General features: G+C 72.4%; 11 protein-coding genes. 5 read left to right on the plus strand and 6 right to left on the minus strand.

What is annotated here, in order from left to right; genetic code table 11:
* Window positions 1–61: 61 nt before the first annotated feature.
* Window positions 62–1,162, minus strand: a complete 1,101-nt coding sequence (locus ACWGIG_RS30860) for a citrate synthase 2 (protein WP_453324979.1) — start codon at window positions 1,160–1,162, stop codon at window positions 62–64.
* 298 nt (window positions 1,163–1,460) lie between these two features.
* Between ACWGIG_RS30860 and pdxH the strand changes: the two genes are divergently transcribed.
* Window positions 1,461–2,087 (plus strand): pyridoxamine 5'-phosphate oxidase, encoded by a 627-nt coding sequence (pdxH, locus tag ACWGIG_RS30865; protein ID WP_453324988.1) that lies wholly within the window; start codon window positions 1,461–1,463, stop codon window positions 2,085–2,087.
* Between the two features lie 371 nt (window positions 2,088–2,458).
* Complete coding sequence (locus ACWGIG_RS30870) at window positions 2,459–3,877, plus strand: PAS domain-containing protein (protein ID WP_453324980.1); 1,419 nt, start codon at window positions 2,459–2,461, stop codon at window positions 3,875–3,877.
* Window positions 3,878–3,971: 94 nt separating this feature from the next.
* Here ACWGIG_RS30870 and ACWGIG_RS30875 read toward each other — a convergent pair whose 3' ends face one another.
* Genes ACWGIG_RS30875 through ACWGIG_RS30890 form a run of 4 tightly spaced genes read right to left on the minus strand, consistent with a single transcriptional unit; the run spans window position 3,972 to window position 7,589 of the window.
* Window positions 3,972–5,237 (minus strand): ABC transporter permease, encoded by a 1,266-nt coding sequence (locus tag ACWGIG_RS30875; protein WP_453324981.1) that lies wholly within the window; start codon window positions 5,235–5,237, stop codon window positions 3,972–3,974.
* Window positions 5,234–5,998, minus strand: a complete 765-nt coding sequence (locus tag ACWGIG_RS30880; RefSeq protein ID WP_453324982.1) for an ABC transporter ATP-binding protein — start codon at window positions 5,996–5,998, stop codon at window positions 5,234–5,236. Before ACWGIG_RS30880 ends, ACWGIG_RS30875 begins: the two co-directional genes overlap by 4 nt.
* The gene (locus ACWGIG_RS30885) at window positions 5,995–7,065 is read right to left on the minus strand and encodes a peptidoglycan-binding protein (protein ID WP_453324983.1); all 1,071 of its coding nucleotides are present in this window, start codon (window positions 7,063–7,065) and stop codon (window positions 5,995–5,997) included. The genes ACWGIG_RS30880 and ACWGIG_RS30885 overlap by 4 nt, the downstream gene beginning before the upstream one ends.
* On the minus strand, window positions 7,062–7,589 hold the full coding sequence (locus tag ACWGIG_RS30890; RefSeq protein WP_453324984.1) for a hypothetical protein: 528 nt from the start codon (window positions 7,587–7,589) through the stop codon (window positions 7,062–7,064). Before ACWGIG_RS30890 ends, ACWGIG_RS30885 begins: the two co-directional genes overlap by 4 nt.
* A gap of 89 nt (window positions 7,590–7,678) precedes the next feature.
* On the opposite strand from ACWGIG_RS30890, the gene ACWGIG_RS30895 reads away from it, so the two are divergent.
* Window positions 7,679–8,347: a response regulator transcription factor gene (locus ACWGIG_RS30895; protein ID WP_453324985.1), complete on the plus strand. Its 669-nt coding sequence runs from the start codon at window positions 7,679–7,681 to the stop codon at window positions 8,345–8,347.
* A complete protein-coding gene (locus ACWGIG_RS30900; RefSeq protein WP_453324986.1) occupies window positions 8,344–9,531 on the plus strand; it encodes a sensor histidine kinase in 1,188 nt (395 codons plus the stop codon). The genes ACWGIG_RS30895 and ACWGIG_RS30900 overlap by 4 nt, the downstream gene beginning before the upstream one ends.
* 17 nt (window positions 9,532–9,548) lie before the next feature.
* Here ACWGIG_RS30900 and ACWGIG_RS30905 read toward each other — a convergent pair whose 3' ends face one another.
* Window positions 9,549–10,304, minus strand: coding sequence for an SIS domain-containing protein (locus ACWGIG_RS30905; RefSeq protein ID WP_453324987.1), 756 nt, complete (start codon window positions 10,302–10,304; stop codon window positions 9,549–9,551).
* Window positions 10,305–10,550: 246 nt separating this feature from the next.
* On the opposite strand from ACWGIG_RS30905, the gene ACWGIG_RS30910 reads away from it, so the two are divergent.
* Complete coding sequence (locus ACWGIG_RS30910; RefSeq protein WP_398419301.1) at window positions 10,551–11,243, plus strand: metal-dependent transcriptional regulator; 693 nt, start codon at window positions 10,551–10,553, stop codon at window positions 11,241–11,243.
* Window positions 11,244–11,597: the final 354 nt, after the last annotated feature.

Consider the following 11,597-nt stretch of genomic DNA (forward strand, 5'->3'; position numbering starts at 1 on the left):
GCGTCCTCCAGGAGGACGCCCCTTACCCGTGCACGCTGCCCGGTCAGCCCGGTCAGCCCGGTCAGCCCGCGATGTCCTCGAAGCCGGAGACCTCGCGCGGGTTCCGGCTGCCCGGGCCCACGTACCGCGCGGAGGGACGCACCAGCCGCCCGGTGCGCTTCTGCTCCAGGATGTGCGCCGACCAGCCCGCCGTACGGGCGCAGCTGAACATCGACGTGAACATGTGCGCCGGGACCTCCGCGAAGTCCAGCACGATCGCCGCCCAGAACTCCACGTTCGTCGCCAGCACCCGGTCGGGCCTGCGCGCGTGCAGTTCCTCCAGGGCCGCCTTCTCCAGGGCCTCGGCGACCTCGAAGCGCGGCGCAGCCAGCTCCCTGGCCGTACGGCGCAGGACGCGGGCCCGCGGGTCCTCGGCGCGGTACACGCGGTGGCCGAAGCCCATCAGGCGCTCACCCTTGTCGAGGGCCTTGCGGACGAACGCGCGCGCGTCCCCGGTGCGCTCGATCTCCTCGATCATGCCCAGCACGCGGGAGGGGGCGCCGCCGTGCAGCGGGCCCGACATGGCGCCCACCGCGCCGGACAGCGCGGCGGCGACGTCCGCACCCGTGGAGGCGATGACGCGGGCGGTGAAGGTGGAGGCGTTCATGCCGTGCTCGGCCGCCGACGTCCAGTAGGCGTCCACCGCCTTGACGTGCCGGGGGTCCGGCTCACCGCGCCAGCGGATCATGAACCGCTCCACCACCGAATCCGCCTTGTCGATCTCGCTCTGCGGCACCATCGGCAGGCCCTGCCCGCGTGCCGACTGGGCGACGTACGACAGCGCCATCACGGCGGCCCGCGCGAGGTCGTCCCTGGCGGTCTGCTCGTCGATGTCGAGGAGCGGCTTCAGGCCCCACACGGGGGCGAGCATCGCCAGCGCCGACTGCACGTCGACCCGGATGTCACCGGAGTGCACCGGGATCGGGAACGGCTCTGCGGGCGGCAGTCCCGGATTGAACGCGCCGTCGACCAGCAGGCCCCACACGTTCCCGAAGGAGACGTGCCCGACCAGGTCCTCGATGTCGACGCCCCGGTAGCGGAGGGCGCCGCCCTCCTTGTCCGGTTCGGCGATCTCCGTTTCGAACGCGACGACTCCCTCAAGTCCGGGAACGAAGTCGGACATCAGGCGGCTCCTCTGTGCGTGTGCGGCAAGCGGCGGGAGGCAGGAACGATACCCCTGCTGTAGGGAAGCGACAGGCTCCCCACCGGGGATTTTGGCGGGTTCCGCCGATGCGGGGAAGCGTGAGAACAGGCACACTGCCCGACCCACTTCCGAGAGGGTTAACGGCAGTTGAGGAGGGGAACACTGCGGCTGCGCACCGGCGACCCTCCGTGCCGGGGCACCACAGGGCCTGCGGCAGGATGGCCCCGTGCCGAACACAGACCCCGAAGACGTCGGGCCCGACGCCGACCCCGCCGCCATGCGCGAGCAGTACCGCTCCGAAGAGCTCGCCGAGGACGCGCTGGCGCCCGCCCCCATGGACCAGTTCGCCCGCTGGTTCCGGCAGGCCGTCGCCGGCGGACTGCACGAGCCGAACGCCATGGTCGTCGCCACGGCCACCCCCGAAGGCCGCCCCAGCACGCGGACGGTGCTGCTGAAGGCGTACGACGAGCGCGGCTTCGTCTTCTTCACCAACTACCAGTCCCGCAAGGGCGGCGAACTGACCGCGAACCCGCACATCTCGCTGCTCTTCCCCTGGCACCAGATCGCCCGCCAGGTCATCGTCACCGGCACCGCCGCCCGCGTCTCCCGCGCCGAGACGGCCGCGTACTTCCGCACCCGCCCGCACGGCTCGCAGCTCGGCGCCTGGGCGAGCGACCAGTCCCGCGTCATCGCCTCGCGCGACGAACTGACCGCCTCGTACGCCGACTTGGCGGCGCGCTACCCCGAGGGCGAGAAGGTGCCGGTGCCGCCGCACTGGGGCGGCTACCTGGTCGTGCCGGAGACGGTGGAGTTCTGGCAGGGCCACGAGAACCGGCTGCACGACCGGCTGCGATATGTCAGGACAAATGACGGGGCATGGTCGGTGGAGCGCCTGAACCCCTGAGCGACTGCTCAATTCCCTGCTCGGGTGTTCCACGCAGAAACCCCGCGGGCTCTGGTCCCCTCCGAAGAGGGGGCCGGCCGGACGTACCGGCGAGCCCGCGGGGCGGTGACTGCTTGGATTGGACCGGCTGCGCCGGTACCGCACTGAGCGCGACAACGGGCAACTAGCCCGCAGTCACCTCACGAGTCCGGAAATAAATCACTTCCGAATCACCTCCTTTCAGCGTGAGCCACACACTAGGAGCCCTCTCCGGGCACCTCAACCGAATTAACGGAGCACTTCGATTTCGCCGAATTCGGTGTGGGCCGGGTCACTCTGGAGTTGAATGATCCCCACGTGCAGCACGGGCGAACACCTGTGGGGGGTGCCGGGTGAGTGCTTCTCTGAGCAGTGGGACCGCCGAGCCGGAACCGGTGGCGGGAGCGGGTCCGGGGCCGGGGTCGGACCCGGGGTCGGGTCCGGGGTCGGGTCCGGAAAGAGGGCCGGGAGCGGGGCCCGGGGCGGAGCTCCTTGCCGCGCTTCTCGACGGCATGGACGCGGCCCTCTGCGCCCTCGATGCCGACGGCGTCGTCACCCACTGGAACCGCGAGGCCGAGCGGATCCTCGGCTGGAGCGCGGCCGACGCCGTGGGCAGACGCGGTTTCGCCGGCTGGGCGGTGCGTACCGCCGACGCCGACGAGGTGCAGGGGCGGCTGATGGCGGCCATGCGGGGCGGTGGCCGGCAGGTCCACGAGTTCGCGCTGCTGCGCAAGGACGGCGGCCGGGTCCTGGTACGGACCCAGTCGGCGGCGGTCGCCGGCGCGGACGGCAAACCGGCCGGGGTCTACAGCGCCTTCGGCGAGGTGCACGCGCAGATCGACCTGGAGCGGGCCATCGCGCTCAGCGAGGTCCTCTTCGAGGACGCGTCGTGGGGCGTCGTCCTCGTCGACGTCGACCTGCGCCCCACCGTCGTCAACGTGCACGCCGCCCGCGCGCTGGGCGGCGGTCGCACCACGCTCCTGGGCCGCCCGCTCGGCGAGACCGTCGTGCAGGGCGTCGACGCACTGGAGGGCGCTCTCCAGCACGTCCTCGCCGAGGGCACGCCGCCCGCCCCCGTCGACCTGTGGGTGACGCTGCGCACCGCGGAGGGGGAGCGGCGGCGCTGCTGGCGCAGCGGCTTCCTGCGGCTGGCGTCGCCTCTCGCGGAGGAGCCGGTGCCGCTGGGCGTGGGCTGGCTCTTCCAGGACGTCACCGACGCCAAGACCGCCGAACAGGACGCCGCCAGGCTGCGGTTCAGGGGCAACCAGCTCCACCGGGCGGCCAGGACGGCCGCCGAGTGCGAGGACCCGATGGAGGCCGCGGTGGCCCATCTGGACTTCGGTCTCGCCGGGTTCGCCGACCACGCGCTCGTCGACGTACTCGCCGGTGACCGTCTCGTACGGGTCGCGGTCGCACCCGCCGGGGAGCCGGGACCGTGCCTTGAGGCGAACGCGGAGGCGGGTATTCCGGTGCGGTACGAGGAGGGCCACCCCGCCCTCCAGGCCCTGGGCAGGACCGGCGCGGTGCGGGCGAGCGCGGGCGTGCGCGCCGACGCGGGGGCCTGGGCGGCGGACCGCCAGTGGCCCCCGGACGCCGTCCACGCGCTCTGTACGGTGCTGCGCAGCCGGGGCCGCACGCTGGGCGTGGTGACCTTCCTGCGCGGCGCGGGCCGCCCCGCCTTCGAGCGCCCGGACGCGACGTATACGGAGAGCATCGCGTTACGGGTGGCGGCCTCGGTGGACCTGGCGCAGCTGGTGCGCAACAGCGGTTAGAGGGGCGGGCGAGGAGGGGGGATTTCGTCGCCCGCCCCGGTACGGGTGCACGCCGCGTGCCCCCCCGGCACGGGGGTACGCCGCGTGCAGGGGGTTATGCCGCGTGCAGTGCCAGCGTCGGCGACAGCCTGGCCGCCCGCACCGCCGGGTAGAGGCCCGCGACGGTGCCGATGGCGAGGGTCGCGCCGAAGCCGCCGCCGACCGCCCACAGCGGCACCACCCAGGGCATCGAGCCGACCGTCGCGTAGACGCCCGTCGCGGCGGCCCCCAGGGCGATGCCGACCAGCCCGCCGAGCGCGGACAGCATCAGGGACTCCGTGACGAACTGGATGCGGATCTGGCCCCTGGTGGCGCCCATGGAGCGGCGCAGGCCGATCTCGTAACGCCGCTCCAACACCGAGATGATCATGGTGTTGGCGACTCCGACACCGCCCACCAGCAGGGCGATCCCGCCGAGTCCGAGCAGCAGCCCGTTGAACGCGCCCTCGGTGGCCGCCTTGGTGCGCAGGGCCGTCGACGGGTCGGTGATCAGGACGTTCTCCGGGCTCTTGGGGTCGATGGTCGGCGCCATCAGCGAGCGCACCTGCGACACGGACGCGTCCGTGGAGCGCTCGTACAGCGAGGTGGGGTGTCCGTCGAAGCCCAGGTGCTTCTTCGCGCCCTCCCAGCCGGTCAGGGCCGAGCGCTCGACCTCGGGGGCCAGTGGCAGTGGGGCGAGGATGCCGGTGACGGTGAAGTACCGGCCGCCGATCCACACCTGGGAGCCGGGTGTCGCGATGCCGAGGCGTTCTGCGGCGACATGGCCGAGGACGACGGCCGGGTAACGGCCGCTGGCCGCGTTGAGCCAGCCGCCGGAGGCGACGGAGCCGCGCAGCGTCTTCAGCAGGCCCTCGGTGGCGGCCTGGACGCTGATGCCGCCGGTCTCGTCCTCGGGGATCTTCTCGTGGCGCCGCACGCTCTCTTTGAGGAGGCCGGTGGCGCCGACGTCCTCGACCCCGTCGATCCGGCCGACCATGCCGGTCGCGGACTCGGGGAGGGTGACCTTCTTGCCGGTGAACATGGACTCGCCGGGGGTCGCGACCAGCATGTTCGTGCCCAACTGGTCGAGCTGTCGCATCAGTTGGGCCTTGCTGGACGCGGAGATGCCGACCACGGCGATCATCGTGGCGATCCCGATGGCGATGCCCAGCGCGGACAGTACGACCCGTACGGGGCGGCTGCGCAGCCCGGCGGAACCGACGTGCAGGACGTCGCGGGGCCCGAGCCGGGCGGGAGAGAGCCGGGCGGCGGAACGCCGGGCGGGGGAGTGGTGGGCGGGGGAGTGGTGGGAAGGGTGGGAAGGGGCGTGGCGGGCGGTCATCGGGGGCCACCCCCGGTGTCGGCCGTGATGCGGCCGTCCCGGAGGCGGACCTGCCGGGGCAGGCTCTCCGCGATCTCCGTGTCGTGCGTGATGACGGCGATCGTGGCGCCTTCCGCGTTGAGTTCGTGCAGCAGCGCCATGACCGCGTCCCCCGACTCGGAGTCCAGCGCTCCGGTCGGTTCGTCGGCGAGCAGCAGGGCGGGCCTGCCGACCACCGCGCGGGCGATCGCCACGCGCTGCTTCTGGCCGCCGGACAGTTCGTGCGGGCGGTGGCCCATCCGGTCGGCCAGGCCGACCCGGGCCAGCGCCTCCTCGGCCCGCCGCCGCCGTACGGCACGGGGCAGGCCGGAGTAGAGCAGGCCCTCCGCGACGTTGTCCCGGGCGCTGACGCCGGGCACCAGGTGGAACGACTGGAAGACGAAGCCCACGTGGCGCGCCCTCAAGGAGGAGAGCTTCCGGTCGGACAGGGCGGCGATGTGGTGCCCGGCGATGGCGACCGTGCCGGCGGACGGGCGGTCCAGGGTGCCGACGATGTGCAGCAGCGTCGACTTGCCGGAACCGGACGGGCCGACGATGCCCAGGAGCTCGCCCTCCAGGATCCGCAGGTCGATCCCGCGCAGGGCGGCGACGCCGCCCGGGTACTCCTTGGTGACACCGGCCAGTTCGACGACGGCCGCGGGAGCACCCGGCGGGTCGTCGACGGCCGCGACAGCGGGAGCAGGAGTGGTGCCGACGGCTTCAGGAGCAGAGGATGCGCTCATATCTTGGGCACGCCCACCTTCATGCCCTCGCGCAGAGCGCCCCCGCCGACCTCGACCCGGCCGCCCTGCCCGAACATGCCGAGCTCCACCCGTACGTCGCGTACGGCGCCGCCCGACACCACCTGCACGCCGAACCCGCCCTTCGGGTGGGCGAGCAGTGCGTTCACGGGGACGGTCAGGACGCCCGTACGGGTCTCGCCGGTGAGGTTCACGGTGACCGGTGCCTGGTCGACGGCCCGCACCTTGTCGGGGGCGTCGAAGGCGACGGTGAGCGACACCTTGGGCGTCTTGTCCGTGGGGTCGTCACCGGCCGTGGCGATCTTGCCCACGGAGGAGATCCGGCCGGGCGCGGTGCTGCCGTCCGGCAGGTCCACCGTCACCTTGGTGCCCTCCTTGGCGAGGGTGCTCTCCGAGACCTCCAGGCTGAACGACACGACGCGCTCCGACCCGGTCGCGGTGAGGACCTGCCGTCCGGGACCGACCTGGTCGCCGGCCGCCGCGGGCTTGTCCTTGACCCGCAGGGCGCCCGGTGCGAACGCGATCCGGTCGGGGCCGACGGTGCCCGTCTCTTCGAGGTCGTGGGACTCCTGCCACCTGCGTACGGCGTCGGCGGTGCCCGCCGTGTACTTCTCGTCGACGGCGAGAGAGGCCGCGAACCCCAGCGCCTGGAGGTTTTGCTCCAGTTGCTTCACGTCGGGCCCCTTGTCGCCGGGCTTCAGCGAGCGGTACATGGGCCCCGACCCGTACATCAGGCGCACCGGTTTCCCGTTCACCTCATAGAGGCGGCCGTCGCGCTTCACGGTGGAGCCGACGGACGGCGACCAGGTGAGGGTGCCCGCTGCGCCCGCGTTGACCTTGTGGCTGCCCGCGTGCCCGAGGACGCCCTCGACCTGGGTGGATTCGCTGAGGTCGCCGCGCTCCACGGCCGCTGTGGCGGGCGGCAGCCCGGTGCGGTCGGTGCGGGCCTCGCTCCTGCCGGAGGCCTGCACGGTACTGAGGGCGACCCCGCCGCCCACCACGGCGAGCACCGCGACGGCCGCGACGGTGACCTTCGTGCCGCGCCTCACCGGTAGATTCCCGCGCACGCCTTGGAAGCCTTCTCGAACTTCTTCAGCTCCTCGCCCTTGGGGATCTTCATCGCGCGGGCCATGCCGCCCTCGTAGTCCGGGTCGGGCATGTTGAAGCCGTTCTCGCGCATGCACCGGGCGTGCTTGATGCCCTTGTCCTTGTCGGCCTGCGTCATCCTGCCGCCGCCCGGGCCGCCCGGCGACGTACCGGCACAGGCCTTCATCGCCTTTTCGAGGGTCTCCTTGGACGAGCCCTCCCCGAGGGTGATGCCGACGCCGCTCTCGCCGGGCTTGGGGTCGGGCACCTTGAGTCCTTGCTTGCGCAGGCACTGGCGGTGCTTCACCGCTCTGTCGTCGTCCTTTCCGGAGGTGCTCAGGCCGCCGGACCCTGCGGCCTGGTCCGACTTCGAGCTGTCGGGCTTGTCGGACCCACCGCTGTCGGCCGATCCCGCGCAGGCGGTGGCGAGGACGGCGAGGGAGGTGAGTCCCATGGCGAGGAAGGAGGTGTTCCTACGGATGGTCATGGCCGGGAGCGTGCCGCGGTCCCGCATTTCGTTTCTCGTAAGCCCGGTCCTTACAGCGAGGAAATGTGCGGGTCGGATAAGAAGGCCGGATGCGTGTGCTGGTGGTGGAGGACGAGGAATTCCTCGCGGAGATGGTGGCGGAAGGGCTGCGGAGGGCCGCCCTCGCGGTCGATGTCGCCTGCGACGGGCTTCAGGCCCTGCGCAAGCTCCAGTTCGGCGAGTACGACGTGATGGTCCTCGACCGGGACCTGCCGGGCCTGCACGGCGACGACGTGTGCCGCCGGGTCGTCGAGCAGCGGCTGCTCACCCGGGTGCTGATGCTGACCGCTTCGGGGACCGTGCGCGACCGCGTGGACGGCCTCGGGCTCGGCGCGGACGACTACCTCACCAAGCCCTTCGCGTACGACGAGCTCCTCGCGCGCGTGCTCGCGCTGGGCCGCCGTGCGCGCCCCGCCCTCCCGCCGGTGATCGAGTGCGCCGGGATCGTCCTGGACACGGCCCGCAGACAGGCCGCGCGGGACGGCCGCCACCTTCTCCTGTCCCGCAAGGAGTTCGCCGTGCTGGAGGCACTGCTGCGGGCGCAGGGGGCGGTGGTCAGCGGCGACGACCTCATAGAGCAGGTGTGGGAGGAGGACACCAGCTACCGCACCAACGCGGTACGGGTGACCCTCAGCAAGCTGCGCGCCAAGCTGGGCGCGCCCGCAGTGGTGGAGACCGTGCCGGGCGTCGGCTACCGCGTTTCGGACATCGGCGCATGAGCGAGCGTGCCCGGCTGACCGCGCTGTACGGAGGCCTGCTGGTGCTGGCCGGTGCCCTGCTCACCGGGCTGGTGTACTTCCTCGTACGGGAGGGCCTCGGCTCGACCATCACCAGCGCGGTGACCACGGCGGTCCCCATGCAGCGCGTCCCCGCCTCGTCGGACGGCATGTGGGCCGCCGCCGGACCCGCCCTGGCCGTCCCGGCGCTCCCGCTGGCGACCACGACGACGAAGTCGGCGGCCCTGCGCGTGGTGACCCAGCAGGCCAGCAAGGCGGCCGAGGACGCCGCCCTGGGGCGGATGCTGACCGTCTCCGGGGTCGCACTGGCCGTCTTCAGCGTGCTGTCGGTCGCACTGGCCTGGTGGCTGGCCGGCCGGGTGCTGCGGCCGGTCGGCGTGATCACCGCGACCGCACGGAAACTCTCCGGCGACAACCTGCGCGAACGGATCGCCCTGAAGGCCCCCGCCGGAGGCGAACTGAAGCAGCTCGCCGACACCTTCGACGGGATGCTCGACCGCATCGAGCAACTCGTCTCCGCGCAGCAGCGGTTCGCGGCCAACGCGGCACACGAGCTGCGCACCCCCCTGGCGGTGCAGCGCGCCGCCGCCGAGATCGGCCTCGCGGGGGAGCCGGACGCGGACCGCGTCGCCCGCATCCGCACCAAACTCATCGAAGTCGCCGACGACAGCGAGCAGTTGATCGAAGGGCTGTTGCTGCTGTCCGTCTCGGAGCAGGGGCTGCGTCACCGTGAACCCTGCGCCCTGCGGGACGTGGTCACGTCGGTCCTGGAACGCACTCCCGTACGGGACGACATCACCGTCGGCGCCGACCTGCACCTCATGGAGGTCGAGGGCGACGAGGTGCTGCTCGGCCACCTTGTCCAGAACCTGGTGGGAAACGCGGCGCGCCACAACCACCCGGGCGGCACGGTCCGCGTCCGCCTCTTTGAGGAGCCGGACGGCATCCGTGCTCTGGAGGTGTCCAACACCGGCCCGCACGTCGACCCCGACGCCCTGCCCCGCCTCTTCGAACCCTTCCGCAGGGCACAGGAGCGCCGGCACGCACCGGGGGAGGGCGCGGGTCTCGGCCTGTCCATCGTGGCGTCGATAGCCCGCGCGCACGGTGCGACGGTGGACGCGCGGGCGAACCCCGCGGGCGGCCTGACCGTGCGGGTCCTCTTCTGAGGCGTGGGGGCGCGGGGTCAGTGCCGGAAGAAGATCCGGTCGCCGTACTCGGTCATCACCCGGCCGTTCCACTCGTGCCCGCCGTCGACGTTGCCCGAGCGCAGCAGCGGCGGTTCGATGCCGCGGTCCACGAGCTCACCGGCCGCCGCCGCCATGACCGCCTGCATCAGGGCCGTGGTGACCACCGTCGACGCGGGGGCGAAGGGGGCGTCGATGCCGTCCGCGGTGAGCTCGGCGTCGCCGACCGCGATCTTGCTGTCCAGCACGATGTCGCAGTGGTCCTTGAGGAAGCTGCCCGACTTGTGCCGCGACCTGGTGTCCCGTGCGTACGCCACGGACGTCACGCCGATGACCTTCAGGCCCAGGGCGCGCGCGTTCATCGCCATCTCCACGGGGAGCGCGTTGCGCCCCGACAGGGAGATCACGATCAGTACGTCACCGGGCTTGGCGGGGCTGCTGTCGAGGACGGCGCCCGCGAGGCCGTCGACGCGCTCCAGGGCGGAGCCGAGCGTGGCGGGCATGACGTCGACGCCGACGACGCCGGGGACTGCCAGGAGGTTCATCAGGGCGAGCCCGCCCGCCCGGTAGACGACGTCCTGGGCGGCGAGCGAGGAGTGGCCCGCGCCGAACGCGAAGAGCCGGCCCCCGGCGGCGACCGTGTCGGCGATGGCGGTGCCCGCCGCCGCGACGGAGTCCGCCTCCTCGTTCCGTACGCGGTGGAGCAGCTCGATCGCGGCGTCGAAGAACTGACCGGCCAGTTTGTTCTCGCTCATCGCAGAGGGGCCTTTCCGGGGGGTTACCGAGGGTAACGAACGGGGGCGCCGTCCGCGCCGCGGATCACGTTGCGGTCTGGACCTGGGGCCTGTCAATACGGCCTCGCCCCGGTCCGGCACGGTTGTCGGTGCGATGCGTCAGAATTGGTACCGGGCCGGGGCGTCTGCGGAAAATCCGCCGGGCGCCCCTCAGCGACGACGAGCCAAGCGCACGACGATTTTCTGTCACAGCATCGAGGGGCACACATGTCCGGACTGATCGACACCACGGAGATGTATCTCCGCACCATCCTTGAGCTTGAGGAGGAGGGCGTCGTCCCCATGCGCGCCCGTATCGCCGAGCGCCTGGACCAGAGCGGGCCGACGGTCAGCCAGACGGTGGCGCGCATGGAGCGCGACGGCCTGGTGACGGTCGCGGGCGACCGGCACCTGGAGTTCACCGAGGAGGGCCGCCGCCTCGCCACGCGCGTGATGCGCAAGCACCGCCTCGCCGAGTGCCTGCTCGTCGACGTGATCGGCCTGGAGTGGGAGCAGGTGCACGCCGAGGCCTGCCGCTGGGAGCACGTGATGAGCGAGGCGGTCGAGCGCCGCGTCCTGGAGCTGCTCCGCCACCCGACGGAGTCGCCGTACGGCAACCCGATCCCGGGTCTGGAGGAGCTGGGCGAGAAGTCCGAGGCCGACCCGTTCCTCGACGAGGGCATGGTCAGCCTCTCCGACCTGGTGCCGGGACCCGAGGGCAAGACCGTCGTCGTACGGCGGATCGGCGAGCCCATCCAGACCGATGCCCAGCTGATGTACACGCTGCGCAGGGCGGGCGTGCAGCCCGGCTCCGTGGTCAGCGTGACCGAGTCGCCCGGCGGGGTGCTGGTCGGCAGCAGCGGCGAGGCGGCCGAGCTGGACGCGGAGACGGCGTCGCACGTCTTCGTCGCCAAGCGCTGACGCCGGACGCGTGACCCCGGACGCCTGGCCTGGGACGCGTGACCCCGGACGCCTGGCCCCGGACGCCTGGCCCCGGGCGCAGGACCCCGGGCCCCGGACGTCCACTCCCTGTCCCTGGCCCCGGCGCCCGCCGGTGCGGGGCCGGGGAGGTCAACCGGGCCTGGAGTGACGGGAGTTGGGCCACGCTTTCGTAGCGGAATCCCAGCGGCCGGGCGGATCGCGTGCCAGGCTGTGTCTGCGGCACATGAACCAGGTCACATGACGTGAATGAGGGCTGCCGACCGGGTCCGTCGCACGGCCGGGGAGGAGGCGGGGAATGCGCCCGTCGTACGTACCGCACGAGGAGGGCCCCGG

Source organism: Streptomyces sp. NPDC054863, assembly GCF_053610825.1.